Annotated in this window: 20 protein-coding genes, 1 other RNA gene and 1 riboswitch; of the genes, 20 read left to right on the forward strand and 1 reads right to left on the reverse strand. The window is 42.8% G+C overall.

From position 1 onward, the window contains the following. The 15 genes from pgk to ACEQ1T_RS22625 all read left to right on the forward strand — a co-directional run. Positions 1–790: phosphoglycerate kinase (gene pgk / locus ACEQ1T_RS22555; protein WP_370224823.1), on the forward strand; the 790-nt coding region annotated here is incomplete at its 5' end. A 71-nt stretch (positions 791–861) separates the two neighbouring features. Beyond that, positions 862–1,623: a triose-phosphate isomerase gene (gene tpiA / locus ACEQ1T_RS22560; RefSeq protein ID WP_370224825.1), complete on the forward strand. Its 762-nt coding sequence runs from the start codon at positions 862–864 to the stop codon at positions 1,621–1,623. Beyond that, positions 1,616–3,151 (forward strand): 2,3-bisphosphoglycerate-independent phosphoglycerate mutase, encoded by a 1,536-nt coding sequence (gene gpmI, locus ACEQ1T_RS22565; protein ID WP_370224826.1) that lies wholly within the window; start codon positions 1,616–1,618, stop codon positions 3,149–3,151. The genes tpiA and gpmI overlap by 8 nt, the downstream gene beginning before the upstream one ends. A gap of 64 nt (positions 3,152–3,215) precedes the next feature. After that, a complete protein-coding gene (gene eno, locus ACEQ1T_RS22570; RefSeq protein ID WP_370224827.1) occupies positions 3,216–4,511 on the forward strand; it encodes a phosphopyruvate hydratase in 1,296 nt (431 codons plus the stop codon). Positions 4,512–4,843: 332 nt separating this feature from the next. Continuing rightward, the gene (secG, locus tag ACEQ1T_RS22575; protein ID WP_009331810.1) at positions 4,844–5,077 is read left to right on the forward strand and encodes a preprotein translocase subunit SecG; all 234 of its coding nucleotides are present in this window, start codon (positions 4,844–4,846) and stop codon (positions 5,075–5,077) included. A 208-nt stretch (positions 5,078–5,285) separates the two neighbouring features. Next, the gene (locus ACEQ1T_RS22580; protein WP_370224829.1) at positions 5,286–6,032 is read left to right on the forward strand and encodes an alpha/beta hydrolase; all 747 of its coding nucleotides are present in this window, start codon (positions 5,286–5,288) and stop codon (positions 6,030–6,032) included. 37 nt (positions 6,033–6,069) lie between these two features. Continuing rightward, positions 6,070–8,394 carry a ribonuclease R gene (rnr, locus tag ACEQ1T_RS22585; protein ID WP_370224830.1) on the forward strand — a complete coding sequence of 775 codons (2,325 nt, stop codon included), beginning with the start codon at positions 6,070–6,072 and terminating at the stop codon, positions 8,392–8,394. A gap of 152 nt (positions 8,395–8,546) precedes the next feature. Continuing rightward, positions 8,547–9,014 carry an SsrA-binding protein SmpB gene (smpB, locus tag ACEQ1T_RS22590; protein ID WP_009331807.1) on the forward strand — a complete coding sequence of 156 codons (468 nt, stop codon included), beginning with the start codon at positions 8,547–8,549 and terminating at the stop codon, positions 9,012–9,014. 144 nt (positions 9,015–9,158) lie between these two features. Then, positions 9,159–9,518: a transfer-messenger RNA gene (gene ssrA / locus ACEQ1T_RS22595) on the forward strand. A 224-nt stretch (positions 9,519–9,742) separates the two neighbouring features. Beyond that, positions 9,743–10,381, forward strand: coding sequence for a TetR/AcrR family transcriptional regulator (locus ACEQ1T_RS22600; protein WP_370224831.1), 639 nt, complete (start codon positions 9,743–9,745; stop codon positions 10,379–10,381). Further along, positions 10,378–10,506 (forward strand): hypothetical protein, encoded by a 129-nt coding sequence (locus ACEQ1T_RS22605; protein ID WP_370224834.1) that lies wholly within the window; start codon positions 10,378–10,380, stop codon positions 10,504–10,506. Before ACEQ1T_RS22600 ends, ACEQ1T_RS22605 begins: the two co-directional genes overlap by 4 nt. Before the next feature lie 125 nt (positions 10,507–10,631). After that, a complete protein-coding gene (locus ACEQ1T_RS22610) occupies positions 10,632–11,075 on the forward strand; it encodes a hypothetical protein (protein WP_370224835.1) in 444 nt (147 codons plus the stop codon). A 52-nt stretch (positions 11,076–11,127) separates the two neighbouring features. Beyond that, positions 11,128–11,188: riboswitch (Fluoride riboswitch) on the forward strand. A 23-nt stretch (positions 11,189–11,211) separates the two neighbouring features. After that, entirely contained in the window at positions 11,212–11,622 is a 411-nt protein-coding gene (locus tag ACEQ1T_RS22615; protein ID WP_370224837.1) for a CrcB family protein, read from the forward strand. Then, a complete protein-coding gene (crcB, locus tag ACEQ1T_RS22620; protein ID WP_370224838.1) occupies positions 11,619–11,987 on the forward strand; it encodes a fluoride efflux transporter CrcB in 369 nt (122 codons plus the stop codon). The genes ACEQ1T_RS22615 and crcB overlap by 4 nt, the downstream gene beginning before the upstream one ends. Positions 11,988–12,087: 100 nt before the next feature. Then, positions 12,088–13,188, forward strand: coding sequence for a mechanosensitive ion channel family protein (locus ACEQ1T_RS22625; RefSeq protein ID WP_370224839.1), 1,101 nt, complete (start codon positions 12,088–12,090; stop codon positions 13,186–13,188). Between the two features lie 34 nt (positions 13,189–13,222). On the opposite strand, the gene ACEQ1T_RS22630 is transcribed toward ACEQ1T_RS22625, so the two are convergent. Further along, positions 13,223–13,762 carry a flavodoxin family protein gene (locus tag ACEQ1T_RS22630; protein ID WP_206840212.1) on the reverse strand — a complete coding sequence of 180 codons (540 nt, stop codon included), beginning with the start codon at positions 13,760–13,762 and terminating at the stop codon, positions 13,223–13,225. Positions 13,763–13,936: 174 nt separating this feature from the next. Between ACEQ1T_RS22630 and ACEQ1T_RS22635 the strand changes: the two genes are divergently transcribed. The 5 genes from ACEQ1T_RS22635 to ACEQ1T_RS22655 all read left to right on the forward strand — a co-directional run. Continuing rightward, a complete protein-coding gene (locus ACEQ1T_RS22635; RefSeq protein ID WP_370224841.1) occupies positions 13,937–15,313 on the forward strand; it encodes an alkaline phosphatase in 1,377 nt (458 codons plus the stop codon). 65 nt (positions 15,314–15,378) lie between these two features. Then, on the forward strand, positions 15,379–16,014 hold the full coding sequence (locus ACEQ1T_RS22640) for a DUF4352 domain-containing protein (protein ID WP_370224842.1): 636 nt from the start codon (positions 15,379–15,381) through the stop codon (positions 16,012–16,014). A 420-nt stretch (positions 16,015–16,434) separates the two neighbouring features. After that, complete coding sequence (locus ACEQ1T_RS22645) at positions 16,435–17,406, forward strand: nuclease-related domain-containing protein (protein ID WP_370224844.1); 972 nt, start codon at positions 16,435–16,437, stop codon at positions 17,404–17,406. A gap of 100 nt (positions 17,407–17,506) precedes the next feature. After that, the gene (locus ACEQ1T_RS22650) at positions 17,507–17,956 is read left to right on the forward strand and encodes a MarR family winged helix-turn-helix transcriptional regulator (protein WP_370224845.1); all 450 of its coding nucleotides are present in this window, start codon (positions 17,507–17,509) and stop codon (positions 17,954–17,956) included. Between the two features lie 218 nt (positions 17,957–18,174). Beyond that, positions 18,175–21,006: MMPL family transporter (locus ACEQ1T_RS22655; RefSeq protein WP_370224847.1), on the forward strand; the 2,832-nt coding region annotated here is incomplete at its 3' end.

A 21,006-nucleotide genomic window follows, 5' to 3' on the forward strand; every position in this document is an offset into this window, starting at 1 on the left:
GGCATTTGCTGAGCTTGCTGATGTGTATGTGAACGATGCTTTTGGAGCAGCACACCGTGCACATGCTTCTACGGAAGGAATTGCGCAGCATCTTCCTGCAGTATCAGGACTATTAATGGAAAAAGAACTTGATGTACTTGGAAAAGCTCTTTCAAATCCGGAACGTCCATTTACAGCCATTATCGGCGGTGCAAAGGTTAAAGATAAGATCGGTGTAATAGAAAACCTTCTTGAAAAGGTAGACAACCTGATTATTGGCGGCGGACTTGCCTATACGTTTGTAAAAGCTAACGGCCATGAAGTAGGAAAGTCACTTTTAGAAGAAGATAAAATTGACCTTGCAAAATCGTTTATGGAAAAAGCGAAAGAAAAAGGCGTGAACTTCTATATGCCTGCTGATGTCGTGGTAGCAGACGATTTTTCTGAGGAAGCAAATATTAAAACAGTAGCAATTGAAGAAATTCCTTCTGACTGGGAAGCACTTGATATTGGGCCTAAAACGCGTGATATCTACAGCGATGTAATCCAAAATTCAAAGCTTGTTATCTGGAATGGACCAATGGGTGTATTCGAATTGAAAAAATTCGCCGGCGGCACAAGAGCAGTGGCAGAGGCTTTAGCAGAAGCAAACGATACATATTCAGTCATTGGCGGCGGAGATTCTGCAGCTGCAGTTGAGAAGTTCCATCTTGCAGACCGCATGAGCCATATCTCAACAGGCGGCGGGGCTTCCCTTGAGTTTATGGAAGGAAAGGCTCTGCCAGGCGTAGTGGCTTTAAATGATAAATAATTTGGTGACAGGCACCACCCGAAATTTGTCGAATACATGACAATAATAAAAAGCATGAAAGGACGTGCAACATGCGTAAACCAATTATCGCTGGAAACTGGAAAATGCATAAAACACTTCCGGAAGCGAAAGTATTTCTTGAAGAAATCAATGGCTTAGTACCGGGGAAAGAACAGGTAGAAACAGTTGTATGTGCCCCTGCACTATTCCTGGAGCGCCTTGTGGATAGCGCAAAGGGTTCTGATGTTGAAATCGGCGCGCAAAACATGCACTTTGAAGAAAGCGGTGCTTTTACAGGCGAAATCAGCCCTGTGGCACTTGAAGACCTTGGAGTAAAATATGTAATCCTTGGTCATTCCGAGCGCCGGGAAATGTTTAATGAATCAGACGAGGCCGTTAACAAAAAAACGTTGGCTGCTTTTAAATCCAATTTAACTCCTATCGTTTGTGTCGGTGAATCGCTTGAACAGCGTGAAAACGGTGAAACAATGGATCTTGTAGGCACGCAGGTGGAAAAAGCTCTTAATGGCTTAACAGAAGATCAGGTAAAACAGACTGTTATTGCGTATGAGCCAATCTGGGCAATCGGAACAGGCAAATCTTCAACATCTGCAGATGCGAATGAAGTATGTGCACATATACGCTCTGTTGTTGCGAAGCAATTTTCACAAGCTGCTGCAGATGCAGTCCGCATTCAGTACGGCGGCAGTGTAAAGCCTGCAAATATTAAAGAATATATGAGCCAGCCTGATATTGATGGAGCTCTTGTAGGCGGCGCAAGCCTTGAGCCGCAAAGCTTCCTTCAATTATTGGAGGCAGGAAAGAATGAGTAAATCTCCAGTTGCATTAATCATCTTAGATGGTTTCGCATTGCGCGGCGAGCGGATGGGAAATGCCGTTGCCCAGGCAAAGAAGCCAAACTTCGAACGCTACTGGAATACCTACCCTAACGCAACGCTGACAGCCAGCGGTGAAGCAGTAGGTCTTCCGGAAGGGCAAATGGGAAACTCTGAAGTAGGCCACTTAAACATCGGTGCAGGCCGGATTGTGTATCAGAGCTTAACAAGAGTGAATGTGGCCATCCGTGAAGGACAGTTTGAGAAAAACGAAACGTTCCGTTCTGCGATTGACCATGTTAAAAAGAATGGCACGGATCTTCATTTGATGGGACTTCTTTCAGATGGAGGCGTTCACAGCCATATTCAGCACTTATTCGCATTGCTTCGTATGGCCGCTGAAGAAGGCGTGAAGAATGTCTATGTTCATGGTTTCCTGGATGGACGTGATGTTGGCCCGCAAACAGCAGCAGGCTACATTAAAGAAGCGCAGGAAAAAATGAAGGAGTACGGAGTCGGCGAATTTGCAACGATTTCCGGACGCTATTATTCCATGGACCGCGACAAACGCTGGGAGCGTGTTGAAAAGTCTTACCGTTCCATGGTGTATGGTGACGGCCCTTCATACAGCGATCCTTTGGATTTAGTTGAAGATAACTATAAAAATGGTATCTTTGATGAGTTCGTCATACCATCTGTCATTACTGCAGAAGATGGTAAACCGGTTGCAACGATAAAGAAAAATGATGCAGTCATTTTCTATAACTTCCGTCCGGACAGGGCAATCCAGATCTCGAACACTTTTACAAATAAAGACTTTCGTTCCTTTGATAGAGGGCCAGGACATCCTGAAAACTTGTTCTTTGTATGTTTGACCCACTTCAGTGAAACGGTTGACGGGTATGTAGCGTTCAAACCGACTAACCTTGATAACACCCTGGGTGAGGTTTTAGCCCAAAATGGAAAAACACAGCTCCGCATTGCGGAAACAGAAAAGTATCCTCATGTGACGTTCTTTATGAGCGGCGGGCGCGAAGAGAAGTTTCCTGGCGAAGAGCGGATCCTGATCGACTCACCGAAAGTAGCTACCTATGACCTTAAGCCTGAAATGAGTGCTTATGAAGTGACGGACGCGTTGCTGAAGGAAATAGAGGCTGACAATTTCGATGCGATCATCCTGAACTTTGCCAACCCGGACATGGTGGGGCATTCTGGCATGCTTGAACCAACGATCAAGGCGGTTGAAACAGTTGACGAATGCCTTGGCAAAATTGTTGATCTCATTATTTCAAAAGGCGGAAAAGCGATCATCACAGCTGATCATGGAAATGCCGATGAAGTTGTTACCCTGGAAGGCAGCCCAATGACCGCCCACACGACAAACCCAGTTCCAGTCATCGTTACAGAAGATGGTGCTGAGCTCCGCACAGACGGAATTTTAGGAGACCTTGCTCCAACTGTCCTGGACCTGCTTGGACTGGAAAAACCTGCTGAAATGACAGGAACAACTTTATTGAAAAAGTAATCGGTGACAGGCACCACCCGAATTTTGTCGAAAACGATTTTTCATAAAAAAGGAGAGAATTACTATGCCATTTATCGAACAAGTATATGCTCGTGAAGTTTTAGATTCCCGCGGTAACCCAACAGTTGAAGTTGAAGTTTTAACAGAATCAGGATTTTTTGGCCGTGCCATCGTTCCTTCCGGAGCATCCACTGGTGAGCACGAAGCAGTAGAACTTCGTGACGGCGACAAGTCCCGCTACCTTGGAAAAGGTGTTCAAAAAGCAGTAGACAACGTGAACAATCTAATTGCTGACGCTGTTATCGGCTTGGATGTAACAGACCAGGTTGGCATCGACCGCACAATGATCGCATTAGATGGAACTGAAAACAAAGGCAAGCTTGGCGCAAACGCAATCCTTGGCGTATCCATGGCTTGTGCACATGCTGCTGCTGAGTCTGTAGGACTTCCATTATACCGTTACCTTGGCGGCTTCAACTCGAAGCAGCTTCCCACACCAATGATGAACATCATCAATGGAGGATCTCACGCTGACAACAATGTAGACTTCCAGGAATTCATGATCATGCCTGTAGGAGCTCCTACTTTCAAGGAAGCAATCCGCATGGGTGCTGAAGTATTCCATTCATTGAAGAAAGTTCTATCTGGCAAAGGCTTGAACACTGCTGTAGGTGACGAAGGCGGATTCGCTCCAAACCTGGGTTCAAACCGTGAAGCTTTAGAAGTAATCATCGAAGCGATCTCTAACGCTGGCTACGAAGCTGGAAAAGACATCTACCTTGCAATGGACGTTGCTTCTTCTGAGTTCTACAACAAAGAAACGGGCAAATACGACCTTGCTGGCGAAGGCCGCAATGGCTTAACTTCTGAAGACATGGTTAACTTCTACGAAGAGCTTGTAAACGAGTTCCCGATCATCTCAATTGAAGATGGTCTTGACGAAAACGACTGGGATGGCCACAAGCTATTAACTGAGCGCATCGGCGGCAAAGTGCAGCTTGTTGGTGACGACCTGTTCGTTACAAACACGAAGAAGCTTGCTCAAGGAATCGAGCAGGGCGTAGGCAACTCAATCCTGATCAAAGTAAACCAAATCGGTACATTAACAGAGACATTCGAAGCCATCGAAATGGCGAAGCGCGCTGGCTACACAGCAGTTGTATCTCACCGTTCCGGTGAAACAGAAGATGCTACAATCGCTGACATCGCTGTTGCAACAAACGCTGGCCAAATCAAAACGGGTTCAATGTCACGTACAGACCGTATTGCTAAATACAACCAGCTTCTTCGCATCGAAGACGAGCTTGGCGATTTAGCTGTATACGATGGCCTAAAATCTTTCTATAACTTGAGCAAGTAATCTTGCTTGTGCAGCCGTCCCGGGTGGGGCGGCTGTTTTTGATTAAATTGGCTAAGAGCTATCTGAACGCACATAAAATAATTTATCCGCACATAAATTCTTGCTATGCGCAAATAAATATTTTTATCCGCACATAAATCAGTGCTATCCGCACATAAACAATTTTTTTGAAGTAAATGTAAAGCAGTAATGGATGATTTCATTTGAAAAATCACCCGATAGGCACTATTTAGCTGCTGCTCTTGTGCCGAGCCTTAAAATCTTATTGTTTAAACAATAAGAATGTGATAAATTAAGAATAATGTGATTGTACGTTTTCAGGAGGTGGCTTCATGCATACATTATTGATTACCCTTTTAGTCATAGTCTCGATTGGCCTTATTGTAGTTGTACTCCTTCAGTCTGGTAAAAGCGCAGGTCTTTCCGGTGCCATTTCAGGGGGAGCTGAGCAGCTTTTTGGAAAGCAAAAAGCACGCGGAATTGATCTGATTCTTCACCGCATTACGATCGTTCTTTCTGTTTTATTCTTTATCCTTACTGTTTTAGTTTCTTATTTCGCGATATAAATGAATGCAGCGCCTGGCCTTCAGAAGGTCAGGCTTTTATTTTTGCTCTGTACATTTGCAGATGTTTCCCAACGTCCACATTTTTTACATAAGAAAGCTTTTTATTGGCATGTTGCCCCGCTGTTTGCTAAAAATAAGGAATGCAGATTCAATCAAACGTTTGATTAATAAAATTATAGGAATTATAAAGGTAAAAGGAGTTTTATCAATGAGAGTTGTTGCACCAAAACCATTTACATTTGGAAATGGAAAAAGAGCAGTTCTGCTGCTGCATGGTTTCACCGGAAATACAGCAGATGTAAGAATGATGGCGAGGTTTCTTGAAACAAAGGGCTACACCTGCCATGCCCCGCAGTATAAGGGACATGGTGTTCCGCCCGAGGAACTTGTTCATACAGGTCCGGAAGACTGGTGGAAAGATGTGATGGAAGGGTACGAATTTCTGAAAAATAAGGGACATAAAGAAATTGCAGTGGCCGGACTTTCCCTTGGCGGCGTATTTTCCCTTAAATTGGGTTACACTGTACCTGTAAAGGGTATTGTTCCGATGTGCGCACCTATGTACATAAAAAGCGAAGAAGTCATGTATGAAGGAATTCTGAGTTATGCTAGAGAATATAAGAGACTTGAAGGAAAGCCGGAAGAACAGATTGAACAGGAAATGGAAGAGTTCCAAAAAACACCGATGAATACGTTAAAGGCACTTCAGGAGCTAATCGCGGATGTACGCAATCATGTGGATATGATTTACTCCCCAACATTTGTTGTACAGGCACGACATGACCATATGATCAACACGGACAGTGCTAATATCATTTTTAATGAAGTGGAGAATGACTCAAAGCAGCTGAAGTGGTACGAAGAATCCGGGCACGTGATTACTCTCGATAAAGAGCGTGACCAGCTTCATGAAGATGTGTATGCGTTTTTAGAAAAGCTTGATTGGGAAGAATAAAAATAGAATAAAAATCTCCCCAAGGAGGGATGAAGATATGGAAAATAATATACAACAGCTGTTTGACAAGCTGCTTCATTATATGAAGGATGAAGCGTACAAGCCATTGACAGTTCAGGAGCTTGAGGCCGCGTTTGGAATAGAGGATTCCACTGGCTTCAAAGATTTCGTCAAGGCACTTGTTGTCATGGAGGAAAAAGGGCTTGTCGTCAGAACGAGAAGTAATCGCTACGGCTTGCCGGAAAAAATGAATTTGATCCGCGGCAAGCTTTCCGGGCACGCAAAGGGATTTGCCTTTGTCATTCCGGAAGAGCAGGGAATGGATGATATTTTTATCCCCCCCAATGAAACAAATAATGCCTTAAATGGCGATATCGTGCTTGCGCGTGTGACGACTGAGACTTCGGGTCAGAGGCGGGAAGGTACGATTGTCCGCATTTTAGAACGCGGTGTAACACAAATTGTCGGAACCTATACGGAAAGCAAGCATTTTGGATTTGTTATCCCGGATGATAAAAAGTTTGCAAGTGATATTTTTATCCCCAAGTCAGCATCAAAAGGTGCTGTTGAAGGACACAAGGTCGTTGTAAAACTGACCACTTATCCTGAGGGGAGAAAGAGTGCAGAAGGAGAAGTTATCGACATTCTCGGGCATAAAAATGACCCTGGTGTGGATATTCTATCTGTTATTCACAAGCATGGCCTTCCGCTTGAATTTCCGGATGAGGTGCTTAAGCAGGCCGAGGAAACGCCGGATACGATTGATCCAAGTGAGCTTGAAAACCGCCGTGACTTGAGAAACGAAGTTATTGTCACAATAGACGGTGCAGATGCAAAGGATCTTGATGATGCAGTAATGGTTAAAAAACTGGATAACGGCAATTACAAGCTGGGCGTTCATATTGCCGATGTCACATACTATGTCCGTGAGGATTCCCCGATTGACAGAGAAGCGGAAGAGCGGGCAACCTCCGTGTATTTAGTGGACCGGGTAATCCCGATGATACCGCATCGCTTATCAAACGGCATTTGCTCATTGAATCCGAAAGTGGACCGGCTTACCCTTTCTTGTGAGATGGAAATCACATCGGATGGGGAAGTGGTGAATCACGAGATATTCCAGAGTGTGATTAAAACAACGGAACGGATGACTTATTCAGATGTGAATAAGATTTTAGAAGAGCAGGATGAAGAACTTATCAACAGGTACCAATCGCTTGTTCCGATGTTCGAGCTGATGAAGGAGCTTTCTCTGATCTTGCGTAAGAAGAGAATGCATCGCGGAGCCATCGACTTTGATTTTAAAGAAGCAAAAGTCATTGTGGATGAAGAGGGCAATCCGACAGAAGTGGCATTGCGTGAACGCTCGATTGCCGAGCGCCTGATTGAAGAGTTCATGCTCGCAGCCAATGAAACCGTTGCTGAGCACTTCCATTGGATGGATGTCCCTTTCATTTACCGTATCCATGAAGATCCGAAAGAAGATAAGCTGAGAAGATTTTTCGAGTTTATTACAAACTTCGGCTATATCGTAAAAGGAACAGCTAATGCTGTTCACCCGCGTGCCCTTCAGGAAATCATTGAAGAGGTTCAGGGAAAGCCGGAAGAAATGGTTGTATCCACAGTGATGCTCCGCTCTATGCAGCAGGCGAAGTACTTTGAAGAGAGCCTGGGTCACTTCGGGTTATCAACAGAGTTTTACACACACTTCACATCACCGATTCGCCGTTACCCGGACTTAATTGTCCACAGACTAATCCGCACCTATTTAATTGAAGGCAAGCTGGAGCAGGCGACAAGAGAAAAATGGAATGCTCAGCTCCCGGATATTGCAGAGCACTCTTCCAATATGGAACGCCGTGCAGTTGAAGCGGAACGCGAAACAGATGAGCTGAAGAAAGCGGAATATATGGCTGATAAAATTGGCGAGGAATATGATGGCATCATCAGTTCTGTTACGAACTTTGGCATGTTTGTAGAGCTTCCAAACACGATTGAAGGTCTTATCCACGTCAGCTATATGACAGACGATTATTACCGCTATGACGAGCGCCAGATGGCGATGATCGGGGAGCGTACGGGTAATGTCTTCCGAATTGGCGACGAGATTACAGTCCGTGTCGTTAACGTAAACAAAGACGAACGCTCGATTGATTTTGAAATCGTCGGCATGAAGGGAACCCGCAGACGGGAGACTCGTGAAGCGCCAAAGGTGTTCAAGACAGGCAGCACCGAGAAAAAGCCGCGCAGAGGCAAGGCTGATCAGGGAAAAGGAAACAGTTCTGGCGGCCCGAGAAAGAAAAAAGAGAAAAAACATTACGAAAATGCGCCAAAAGCAAAGCGGAAGAAAAAGAAGCGGTAATAAAACTGGGAGGGCCAAAAGGCTCTCTCTTTTCCTTCACAGCAGGGCTCCTCGTTGAGAGGGGAACGCAATTTTGCTATAATAGAGGGACCGCTATAGAACGGATGCTGCATTTCCTGATTTCAGGAAAGAGGAGCAAAGGGGGATTTAACATGCCAAAAGGAACTGGCAAAATGGTTGCGCAAAATAAAAAGGCATATCATGACTATGCTATAGAAGAAACATACGAAGCGGGCATTGTTCTGCAGGGGACGGAAATTAAATCGATCCGTGCGGGCAAGGTAAATCTGAAGGACTCATATGCCAGAATTCAAAACAATGAAATCTATCTTTTCGGCATGCATGTCAGTCCTTATGAGCAGGGAAACCGATACAATCACGACCCGCTAAGGACGAGAAAGCTTCTATTGCATAGAAAAGAAATCAGCAAGCTGATTGGTGAATCAAAGGAAGTCGGCTACTCGATTGTTCCATTAAAAATGTACCTTAAGAATGGCTATGCAAAAGTTTTAATTGGACTGGCAAGGGGTAAAAAGAAATATGACAAGCGTGAAGATCTGAAGAAGAAAGAAGCCAAGCGTGAAGTAGAGCGTGCTTTCCGCGAAAGGCAGAAAATGTAAATCCAGAACCTTACAATTGAAAAATTAGCTCAGTGTGCTATAATAGTAATTGTAACAGCGAGTGACACAATCTTTAGCTCATCTATTTCGAGCTGATCCGAACGTCAGCGTGCTGAATAAGATTCGACGCAGACCTATTATAATGGGGACGCTACGGATTCGACAGGGATAGTTCGAGCTTAGGTTGCGAGTCGAGGGGATCGGCCTCGTTAAAACGTCAAAGCCAATAACTGGCAAAACTCAAAACAACTTCGCTTTAGCTGCCTAATAGGCCTTTAGCGGTTCGCCCCTCCATCGCCCATGTGGTAGGGTAGCGGACTCACTCTTAGTGGGCTACGCCGGATTCCACCGCCTGAGGATGAAGGAAGAGAACAACCAGGCTAGCTGGCCGGACGCCCGTCGATAGGCATAAGGATCAGCGAATCGCGAATATATCGACTACACTCGTAGAAGCTTAAGTGCCGATATTTCTGGACGAGGGTTCGACTCCCTCCGTCTCCACCAAATACATATTTGGTGGTTTTTTATTGTCTTTTTTTAAAATTTCTTCCTCAAAAAAGTTTTCTATTTCGCCTATAAAATGAACTTCCGTAACTTTCCATTTCACATCCACTAGTGTAAAATAAGAATACATGTTCCCTTTTTTAATAATAACATAAATTTTCCATATATTATAAAAAATTCGGATAATTGGTTGACTTTCCCAAATGTGATAGTGGATAATACTTATGAGTAATATAATGCAGACGGAGCTGTTATTTATGGGACAAAGAGGACGGAAAAAAGGGGCCTGCGGGGAGCAGAGCCGCGCAATGCTTCTTGAAATTGCCGCGGAGGAATTTGCGCAAAAGGGATATTTTCATACAAAAATAAGCGAGATTGTGAAAAGGGCAGGTCTTACACAGCCTTCTTTTTACCTGTACTTTGAAAGCAAAGACGCTATATTTCAAGAACTTGTCGATCTGTTTCGTGCAAGGCTTTCCGAACTTACGTCCAATAGCCGTGTGGAATCTGGCATTGATTTACCTGCATTGCCAGAACGAATAACCTCAGGCCTCTCTGCTATTTTTAAATTTCTAATGGACAATCAAAATTTGACCCGCATCGGTTTTTTCATGGCCCCGGATGCCGAGGAATTTAAAGAGATACTAGCTGGTCAAATTGAAGCCAACCTCCTATCAGAACAGCAAGCAGGATACTTCAGGGAAGATATTGATATGGGAACTGTCGCTGAAAGTCTGACGGGAATTATTGAACGCGTGACATTGACAAAATTATTCAATGGGTTAAAAACTCCAGAAGGTTTAGCAAAAGAAATTGTCCAATTATTCCTATATGGAATGATTTATAAAAGCAGCACTCAATGAAGACTTCTGAGGGAACAGAATCTTTACGGGAGAGTGGAAAGGGAATGGAAATCTGTGAGGGGAAAATGGATAAAGAATGGGTAGAGCTATTAATGACAGCAAAAACAGCTGGGGTTAACAATTGAGGAAATCCAGGACTTTATCAGACAGTCCAAAGCTGGACTTAAGATAGGCCAGTTCACGGAATATCATAAATAGTAATATTCTTTTCGTATGATCCTGCATTAAATGGGAAGGATAGGATAAAAATATGCGGAGACTTTGGGCGAAGGGTGCATTTACGGGACTGCTATCTGGAACATTCCTGGGGCTATTCCTGAAAATGATTGAGATAACCTCTGGAGTAAAAGTGTATACATTGCTTTTAAATGTGGATTACTTCCCTATTTTGAAAAACTATCATTTACCCGAATTAATCGAATTTGTATTTCATCTGATCATTTCTGCCGTTTTAGCAGTCAGCTTATTATTATTAATAAGAAAATACCGCTGGAACAGGTTCCAGATCATCGTCCGCACTTTATTAATAACCTTTTTCATAGGAGTTCTGCTTTATCCAACGACTGCATTATCTGATCGAACCCCTGAACTTACATCTATATCTGCCATAGTTTTTTGGCTTTTTGGCCATCTGTTATATGGGCTGCTTCTTTCAGTGTTTTTTATAAAAAAGGGAATACATATTGATCCATGAATAAAGGGCTTTTAATCCTTGTTCAAATGTTTTATAGTGTTAGTAAAGATACGTCTTTTTAGGTGATGGAGTTCACCTTTAACCGCCTTATGGCTAATGACTCCTGTCAGTGGTAACTGACAGGAGTCTTTTTATTTTGGACAAACTAAGAGAAATGGAGGGGATGGAGATGGTTTACTTATGGGTTGGGGCTGCAGGATTTTTGGGTGCCTCTTTAAGGTACAGCACAGGTGTTTTTCTCTTTCATGAAAATGCCGTTTTTCCATTTGCTACTTTGACGGTTAATCTGCTGGGAAGTTTTCTTCTCGCTTGGCTGATGACGGGGATGCTTGTGCGTTTTTCCTTGCCAGCCCATTTAAAAACAGCTCTGGGAACAGGTTTTGTTGGCTCCTTTACCACTTTTTCTACATTAAGCGTTGAAACGGTAACACTCTTTCTCGATGGAAAGACAGCTCTGGCAGTTTTGTATATTGCAGCCAGCATATTTGGCGGATTATGGATGAGCCGATTGGGATTCCAGGTCAGGAAAGGAGAAGAAACTGGATGAGTACGTTTCATGTTCTTCTGGTGGGGATAGGCGGTTTCTTTGGAGCAATATCTAGGCTGTGGGTCAGTCAGGTTATAAATACAAGGATTGTTTCGAGGTTCCCTGCAGCCACGCTTGTTATTAACTTAATTGGTTCCCTTCTTCTTGGAATCCTGGTGGGCTCAGGAATAGAAGGCAGTCTTTTTATGCTGCTTGGCACAGGATTCATGGGGGCATTCACCACTTTTTCAACATTCAAGCTGGAAGCTATACAGCTCCACATAGATAAAAGGAAAAAAGAGCTCATTCTTTATAATGTATTGAGCTATGGCGGAGGAATCCTTCTGGCTCTTCTGGGGATTGAACTGGGAATGCTCCTCGGATGAAGAGAAGGTTTTTCCAATCTGTTTTTTAGGGAATATCGTATGATAACCTGTCTTATAGAATTATGTTATGATAACAAATAGCATCAAGGAGGTTATTCATATGTTCTGGGAAACTTACATGAAAGAAGATATATTGGTGGACCTGGGAATATCAATTGGGATTTTCCTGCTGTTTCTCATTTTCAGGAAGCTTTTCACCAAATATGTATTTACACTATTATTAAGGCTCAGCAGAAAAGCGCCAAATGACTTTTTCTCCCATATTTTTGTTTCATTTCAAAAGCCGATTCAGTGGTTATTTATCATTATAGGAATCTATGTTTCTGTCGGTTATTTTCCTTACTTAAACCAGCATAATTCTTTATTTTTAGATGTTATTAGGGCTTCAGTTATCATCATGATTACCTGGGGTTTGTACAATATGGCAGCTGCATCATCTGCCCTTTTTACCAGTCTTAAGGTTAAGTACGATCTGGAAATTGATGATATTCTCATTCCTTTCATTTCAAAGGCCTTGAGAGTTGTTATTGTGGCAATCAGTATTAGCGTGGTTGCCCAGGAGTTTGATTATGATGTGAATGGCTTTGTGGCGGGGCTTGGATTAGGCGGAGTCGCCATTGCTTTTGCTGCCAAGGATGTACTGGGCAATTTGTTTGGCGGATTTGTCATTATTACGGAAAAGCCGTTCACGATTGGCGATTGGATTATGACCCCAAGTGTCGAGGGAACGGTTGAAGATATTTCTTTTCGAAGCACCAGGGTAAGGACATTTGCACAGGCGCTGGTCACAGTTCCTAATGCTACTTTAGCAAATGAATCGATTACAAACTGGAGCAAGATGGGGAAAAGGCAAATCAGCTTCAGATTGCGCGTTACTCATGATACGACTAAAGATCAAATGGCGAATGTGGTAGGGCAGATCGAGTATCTTTTAAAAAATCATCCGGATATTCATCCGGAAACCATTCTTGTGACCTTTGACGACTACAAAGAAAATGGGCTCGATATCTTCCTTTACTTCTTTACCAAAACGACAAATTGGGGCGAATTCCTGAAAATTAAGGAAGAAATCAATTTTGAGATCATGGATATTCTTGAAAATGAGCGTGTTTATGTCGCTATGCCAAGCAGGAAATTATATATAGACCCTGATGGGGAAAATCAGCTGAAAAAAGATTCCAGGGTAAGGCAGGAATCATGATATGTAAAAAAGGCGGAACCATGAGTCCGCCTTTTTATTTTGAAAAGAATGTATTCCACTGTTCGGCCTTCGTTAAAGCAAGAGTGTCCTCTTTAACTTCTCCCGGCTTTACTCCACTTCCAATGATATAGTCTTCAAGCTCCATGCCCACAAACTCACAGATATATTGAAATTGCTGAACAAGGGGAAGTCCCTTTACTTTAGCACTGCTGCCGCCTGTAATTACAACGTAAGCTTTCTTCTTTGCCAGCTCTTCTTTCAGGTTAAAGCGTTCATCCCTTAGATACTGTGACCAGCGATCAAAGAAATCCTTCATCGGACCACTCATGCCATACCAGTATAAAGGGGTGGCGAATACAAATACATCATGTGACAACATATGCTGCACTAATTGTTCATAGTCGTCATCAACCGGTGTAAAGCCCCCATCCGCATGCCTCTTATCCACAATCGGTTCGATATGCAGATCTGATAATTTTACCAGGGTGTGATCAGTACCTTCTACTATTTTTTTTGCCAAGAATTCAGAGTTGCCATTTTCTCTTGTGCTTCCCAGCAGGGCCAAAACCTTCATCAAAATCTCCCCTTCGTTCCTATCGTCTTTTTATGAATTTTACATAAAAAGATTTTGGAAAGCAAAGATAGTATCTTTACATATGTTTATATCATTTTTACACTCTATTAATTCTTTATTTACACTATGTCTCTATACTTTTACATGTAAGTTAACAACAAGGAGGTTCATTCAATGACATTAAAGCAATTTACAAAAAAAGCAATTCCGGTTCTTGCCGCTTCTGCAGTTGCGTTTGGAGGACTAATGGGTACAGTTCAGCAAACAGAAGCTAAAGGACAATCAGATAAAAGAGAGATCAAAAATGTTATTTTCCTTATCGGTGATGGAATGGGCGTATCTTATACGTCTGCATACCGTTATTTAAAAGACGACCCAAGCACAAAATTTGTTGAACGTTCCGAGCTGGATAAATATTTGGTCGGTCAGCAAATGACTTACCCGGAAGATCCGGAACAAAATGTAACAGATTCCGCATCTGCAGCAACAGCAATGTCTGCAGGCATTAAAACTTATAACAATGCGATTGCCGTAGATAACGATGGCTCAGAAGTGAAAACCGTTTTGGAAGCAGCAAAAGAGAAAGGAAAAGCAACAGGACTTGTTGCAACGTCTGAAATTACGCATGCGACTCCTGCATCATTCGGCTCCCATGACGAAAGCCGCAAGAATATGAATGCCATTGCGGATGATTACTATGATGAGCTTATCAATGGCGACCATAAGGTAGATGTTCTTCTTGGCGGAGGCACAGATTTATTTGTCCGTAATGACAGAAATCTTACAGAAGAGTTTAAGAAGGATGGATTTAGCTATGTAACAGACCGCGAGCAGTTATTAGCGGATGACAATGAGCAGGTTCTTGGTTTATTTGCAGAGCGTGGCCTGCCAAAAATGATTGACCGCACAGAAGACACTCCTTCATTGGAAGAAATGACTACTTCTGCAATCCAGCGTCTGAACAAGGATAAAGACGGCTTCTTCCTGATGGTAGAAGGCAGTCAGGTAGACTGGGCTGGCCATGATAATGATATTGTTGGGGCAATGAGCGAAATGAAAGACTTCGAAAAGGCATTCAAAGCAGCCATTGATTTTGCGAAAAAGGACAAGCATACCCTTGTTGTTGCAACTGCTGACCACTCAACTGGCGGCTATTCCATCGGTTCTGATGGCATCTACAATTGGTTCAGCGAGCCAATTAAAGCAGCAAAGCGTACACCTGACTTTATGGCAGCGGAAATTGCAAAAGGTGCGGATGCAGAAAAAACGTTGAACCAGTATATCGACCTCGATTTAACTGGTGAAGAGATCCAATCTGTTAAAGATGCTGCTGAAACGAAGAATGTAACAGAGATTGATAACGCGATTGAGGAAATCTTCAACGAGCGCTCCCATACTGGCTGGACAACTGGCGGCCATACTGGTGAAGACGTGCCGGTATATGCATTTGGCCCTTCAAGCGACCGCTTTGCAGGACAAATCGAAAATACAGACCATGCTAAATTGATTTTTGAAATATTGAAGTCCAATGTAAAGGTTGGAGATAAATAATGTATAATCTCCCGCTGCTTTCAAGGAGCAGCGGGAACTTTTTACACTATAAAAGGGGGATCATCATGAAAAAACTGATCACAATGCTTGCTCTCTTATCGTTTGTTTTATTTGGCTGCTCGGGCGCGCCGAAACAGCCTTCTGATGTAAGTGCAGAAGCTCCGGAAGAAAGTGAAGCTGTGAAAAATTATGCACCAAACCCTCAGGTTCCGGATGATCGGCAGTTGAAAAAAGCAGGACAGACTCACCTGGACGAAAAAGGTGAACTTACTTTGAAAAAAGTAAAATACGTTAATGGAACTTACAGCATCGGCCCAATTGAAATGAAAGTGACAGACGCAAAAGTAATGCATTTGAAGCCAGACTACAGCTTAGTGGATTATTTTCACACCCTGACTCATGACGAGGAATTCGACTTTGTTAAAGTCTTTGTTGAAATAAAGAACACTTCTGATCAAAAAGTGAACTTTGCCCCGGCAGCCATCCTTGAAACAAGTAAAGGTGAGCAAGTAACATGGGAAAAGGATATTTACCTTGATGGGCTAACCGAAGAAATCGGGCCAAACGAAACCAAAGATGGCAATGTTGGCTTTATTATAGAAAAATCGGATCTGACACATTTCGATATCACCACTAGCGATGTGTTTAGTGCTGATGGGAACAAGATTGAAGATGCAGAAAAGATTCAAATCGAATTTTAACCGACAAGGCTCCAAAGATGGGGTCTTTTTTGATGGAAATTAAAATTATCGATGATTGCCATTGTTGCAGTGCAGTCTATGGCAAGACGGAAAAATGGCAGCAACAGTAGTCCCAAAGCCAGACTTAATGGGTGAGCAAGCAGTAGATCCAGCTTCAAAGGTTCTTGCTTAGGAAGAACTGGAAGAATTTTTTCCTGAAATGCAGCAGTCCTCCGAATGGGGGGACTGTTTTTGGTTTAGCTGATAAAATGTCAGGTTTAGCTGATATATCTCAGATTTCGCTGATAAAAATGTTATATCACCGATATATTCTAAATTTCGCTGAAAAAATCAATTTTTAGCAGATCGGTCATTCAAATAAAGGAAATGGTTGCTGAAAAGTCGAATTCTTTTTATAAAAATTAATAGAGGAGTGATAAATTGATTGCAAAATCTAGGGCAAAACCAATCTTTCTGGTTAAATTGGAGACATTATTGAAAAGATTGCCGGAAGGTCATCCAAAATACTCTTTGATAAAAACAGATTATGACAGACAAAGGGCTGGATATATAGGTGAAAAACTTCTTGAATTTCCCTTGAGCTACCTCCCCGGCAAGGATTATTTAATATTCCATGATTTGAGACTTTCGAATGGCAGGCATTTCTTCCAAATTGATGTCCTGCTCCTTACCCCTTTTTTTATTTCTTTTCTCGAAGTGAAAAATATTTCAGGATCTATCTTCTTCAATTCCTCATTTAAACAAATTATCCGGACCATTGAGGGTAAGGAGGAAGGCTTTGCCGACCCGGTGGCACAGGTAAAACGGCAGGCAGAGGATTTAAAGAATTGGCTCGTTAGGTACCGTTTCCCTGTCCTTCCGATTGAACCACTCGTTGTTATGGCAAATGAACACACTGTAATTAAATTCGATCCCCGCGATAAAATAACCCCATATTTAGTAATCCCCTCTTTGGATATCATCAGCAAAATGAGATTCTATGAAAAGAAATTTACATCCTCGTTCCTCAATGCAAGACAGCTCAAGAAGTTATATTCACGCCTAATAGCTGACCATACTCCAGCAGAAATTGATATTTTTCAAAGATATGCAATACAGAAAACTGACTTGATAAAGGGTATTCAATGTCCTAGCTGTTTATCGTTTCCTATGAACAGGGTCCATGGCAACTGGAAATGCCTTGCATGCAGCCATGTTTCAAAAGATGCACATATTCAGGCATTAAATGATTATGCCCTCCTGATTAGTCCCACAATAACAAATAAAGAGGCCAGATATTTTTTGGGCAGCCTATCCAGTGATACTGCAAAGCGGATGCTTAAGCAATCTTGCAGAGTAAGTACAGGAGATAAAAAAGGGAAACGTTATTTTATTCCTTTTGATGAAGTTTAATTGACAACGAACTTTCCCTGTATTAAAGTTAACTACGTTAATAGTTAAACAGTTGAACAGTTAAATGGTAGAATAATTACTCCGTGAGGTGAATATATAAGTGAATATGCCAAATATTAAGGACTTGGTCGACCGGTATATTGCCGTTTCTTTTTCCGTGGAGAAAAAGGCTGCGTCACTTGTGAAAAATCAGATTGGCAGCGATTTGACCAATGACCAGCATTTTACACTGAGGTACATAAATCAGGTGGGTTCTTGTACTTCCTCAGAGCTTGCTGAAGTGTTTGACGTGAAAAAGAGTGCGATTACGGCGATGATCACGCGTATGTGGGAAAAAGGGCTGATTCAGCGAACACGAGATGAAAATGATCGCAGGGTTGTCTATCTGACTCTTACCGAAAAAGGGAATGAGTTGTACATCAAAGCAGAAGAAAAGATTCATAACCTTGTAGAATCACTGATAAATAGATTTGATCAGGCCGAAATTCAGCAGTTCATTGAAACCTTTGAAAAATTGGATAAAGTACTATCGCAGTCTAACAGTCAGTAAGACTCCCGTTCTAGACTCAGGAGCAATCGAAGGAGTATGAGCGGAAGCCAAACTGCGCGTATAGCCCCGAAAGAGGGACAAAGACTAGAGAACGCCACTTCCTGTGGCAACACCTTTGTGACTCACTTCCTGTGGGCCTCAGCAAACAGTCAGCGGGGGGAGAGAACCCCACTGATTGAAGTTTCACTTTATCAGAAAACAAAGCGGGGGATTAAAGAGTGTATTCAATTATTAAAAGAAAATGGCTTGTCATTGTCGTTTGGATCGCAGTGGCTGCCGGCTTGTTAATGGCAGCGCCAAACATGGCAGATCTGGTCCGTGATAAAGGGCAGATTACTGTGCCTGAAGAGTATTCATCCACACTTGCCGGGGATATCATGCAGGAAGTGCAGAAGCAGGAAGGCGGAGGGGATGAGACCCAGGTTGCACTTGTTTTTCATAATGATAAAAAGCTTACTGGAGAAGAAATCAAAGAAGCGGAGAAAGCTATCCGGACGCTTGAAGAAAAAAGCGGCGAAATGGGAATTACAGAAATTCTTACCCATTTTAATGAAGAAAGCTTGAAAGAACAGCTTGTTTCAGAAGATGGCAAGTCGATTCTGGCTTCAGTCAATGTAAGCTGGAATGACCGTGAGCCAGCGGAGCTGAGTGAAGAGCTTTATTCAGCTATTGATGATGTAAAGGTAGATCATTATTATACGAGTGAATGGCTGATCAATGAAGATCTCATGAACAGTTCCCAGGAAGGACTGAAAAAGACAGAAGGAATCACAGTCGTCTTTATTCTGGTTGTTTTGCTTCTGGTATTCCGATCAGTGGTTGCACCAATTATCCCGCTGATGACAGTGGGATTCACCTATCTTGCCTCACAGTCCATAGTGGCATTTTTAGTCGATAGGCTGGATTTCCCGATTTCGAACTATACCCAGATTTTCCTTGTTGCGATTCTGTTTGGGATTGGAACAGACTATTGTATCCTGCTGCTGAGCCGTTTTAAAGAAGAACTTTCCTATAATGAAAGCACAGCGGACGCCATTGTGGCAACATACCGAAATGCGGGCCGCACAGTATTCTTCAGCGGTTTGGCTGTTATGATTGGCTTTGCTGCAATTGGCTTCTCGCAGTTTATTCTTTATCAGTCAGCAGCAGCTGTGGCCATTGGTGTAGCAATATTATTAATTGCTTTATTTACCATCGTGCCATTCTTTATGGCGGTGCTGGGACAGAAAATTTTCTGGCCTTCAAAGAAGAGTGCCGAGCATGGAGAAAGCAGGCTATGGGGAACGGTCGGCCGATTCTCGCTGGCGCGTCCATTCCTGGCATTGCTTATAGTGGCAGCCGTTTGTGTGCCGTTCCTGGTGACATATGACGGAGAACTTTCTTACAACTCCCTGGAGGAAATCGGCGGAGATGTTAATTCCATTAAGGCGTTTAATGCCATTGCTGACAGCTTTGGGCCAGGAGAATCCATGCCAACGCAAATCGTCCTGAAAAACGATGAGGAAATGGACTCGGCTGAATATATAGGCCTGGCTGAAAAAATTAGCCGAGAGGTTGAAAAAGTAGATCTGGTGGATACAGTCCGCTCTGTCACAAGACCAACTGGAGACCCACTCGAAGACTTCTTTGTTGCCAAACAAGCTGAGACTCTTGAAGAAGGCCTTGGAGAAGGTAAGGACGGGTTAAATAAAATTTCAGACGGCTTAAATGAAGCAAGCAGCGAACTGTCCAAATCAGAGCCTGAGCTGCAGAATGCCACAAAAGGAATCAACGATTTGATTTCTGGTACCAATGAAATCAAGTCCGGCCTTGGTGAGATACAAACTAACCTTGCTAAAATTGAAGATGGTATTCGTCAGGGGTCTGCGGGTTCAGATCAAATTAAAGATGGTTTGGAAAAATCCAAGGCTGGAGTGGAAAAACTCACAGCTAATTATCAAAAACTATTAAATGGTTACCAGGTTACTCAAGAGGGGTTAACCCAGCTGCAAGCTGGATATGCCAAGGTGGGTTCAGGACTTGGTGAAATTAGTGCAGCTAATGATAACTTGTATAAGCATCTAGAGGCAAATTATGACTTAGAAACAGATCGAACCTACCAAACATACAAACAGGCTATTCAAAAGAACCTTGGTGAACTTACTGGGGCCTTAACGGAGTTAAATTCGGGGCTAACACAGTTAAATAGTGGAATAGCAGAAGCAAATAATGGATTTGGTGTGATTTTAAATGAACAATCAAATCTTTCTGCAGGACTCCAGCAGCTAATCGATGGAATCGAAGCCCAGCAGGCAGGCCTCAATCAGCTTGCTGACGGCCAGGGGCAAATCGTCAATAATTTTCCGAAGCTGACAAATGGTTTAGCAGGAATCAATGGCGGGCAGGAACAGCTGCTGGCAGGATTCGGCGATCTTGGAGGACAAATCAGCCAGCTGACAGATGGTCTTGGCCAGAGTGCAGATGGACTGGAACAGGTGTCCGAAGGTCTCGGTTCGGCACAGGATTATCTGGCAGGCCTATCGAATTCGGAAAACATGGATGGTTTCTATCTGCCGCCTGAAGTTCTGGAGGATGAAGAGTTTGCCCAGGTATTTGATGTCTATTTATCAGAGGATCGTAAAGTTATGACAATGGATGTGGTGCTTGAAGCAAATCCATATTCCAACGAAGCTATTAATCAGGTGGATGAGATCAAAGCAGCTGTGGAAAGAGCCACTAAAGATACTAAGCTTGAAAACGCGGTTGTCGCAGTAGGCGGGATTACAAGCACAAATGCTGATTTGAGTACGATGTCAGATCAGGATTATTCCCGTACAGTTGTATTGATGCTGCTTGGTATTTCGATTATTCTTGTGTTCCTTTTCAGGTCTATCATAATGCCAATCTATTTAATTGGTTCATTGATTTTGACCTACTATACAAGTATGGCAATGAATGAAGCAATTTTCGTGAATTTGCTTGGATATTCGGGCATCAGCTGGGCGGTTCCATTCTTTGCATTTGTTATTTTGGTCGCGCTTGGCGTTGACTACAGCATTTTCTTAATGAGA

The sequence above is a fragment of the Cytobacillus sp. genome, from assembly GCF_964223445.1.
In the GTDB taxonomy this organism is placed as follows: domain Bacteria; phylum Bacillota; class Bacilli; order Bacillales; family Cytobacillaceae; genus Cytobacillus.

Excerpts from the sequence above, each read along its gene's own strand:
- tpiA (WP_370224825.1), top strand. The coding sequence starts at position 862 with ATGCGTAAACCAATTATCGCTGGAAACTGGAAAATGCATAAAACACTT.
- gpmI (WP_370224826.1), top strand. The coding sequence starts at position 1,616 with ATGAGTAAATCTCCAGTTGCATTAATCATCTTAGATGGTTTCGCATTG.
- eno (WP_370224827.1), top strand. The coding sequence starts at position 3,216 with ATGCCATTTATCGAACAAGTATATGCTCGTGAAGTTTTAGATTCCCGC.
- secG (WP_009331810.1), top strand. The coding sequence starts at position 4,844 with ATGCATACATTATTGATTACCCTTTTAGTCATAGTCTCGATTGGCCTT.
- ACEQ1T_RS22580 (WP_370224829.1), top strand. The coding sequence starts at position 5,286 with ATGAGAGTTGTTGCACCAAAACCATTTACATTTGGAAATGGAAAAAGA.
- rnr (WP_370224830.1), top strand. The coding sequence starts at position 6,070 with ATGGAAAATAATATACAACAGCTGTTTGACAAGCTGCTTCATTATATG.
- smpB (WP_009331807.1), top strand. The coding sequence starts at position 8,547 with ATGCCAAAAGGAACTGGCAAAATGGTTGCGCAAAATAAAAAGGCATAT.
- ACEQ1T_RS22600 (WP_370224831.1), top strand. The coding sequence starts at position 9,743 with ATGAGTAATATAATGCAGACGGAGCTGTTATTTATGGGACAAAGAGGA.
- ACEQ1T_RS22605 (WP_370224834.1), top strand. The coding sequence starts at position 10,378 with ATGAAGACTTCTGAGGGAACAGAATCTTTACGGGAGAGTGGAAAGGGA.
- ACEQ1T_RS22610 (WP_370224835.1), top strand. The coding sequence starts at position 10,632 with ATGCGGAGACTTTGGGCGAAGGGTGCATTTACGGGACTGCTATCTGGA.
- crcB (WP_370224838.1), top strand. The coding sequence starts at position 11,619 with ATGAGTACGTTTCATGTTCTTCTGGTGGGGATAGGCGGTTTCTTTGGA.
- ACEQ1T_RS22625 (WP_370224839.1), top strand. The coding sequence starts at position 12,088 with ATGTTCTGGGAAACTTACATGAAAGAAGATATATTGGTGGACCTGGGA.
- ACEQ1T_RS22630 (WP_206840212.1), bottom strand. The coding sequence starts at position 13,762 with ATGAAGGTTTTGGCCCTGCTGGGAAGCACAAGAGAAAATGGCAACTCT.
- ACEQ1T_RS22635 (WP_370224841.1), top strand. The coding sequence starts at position 13,937 with ATGACATTAAAGCAATTTACAAAAAAAGCAATTCCGGTTCTTGCCGCT.
- ACEQ1T_RS22640 (WP_370224842.1), top strand. The coding sequence starts at position 15,379 with ATGAAAAAACTGATCACAATGCTTGCTCTCTTATCGTTTGTTTTATTT.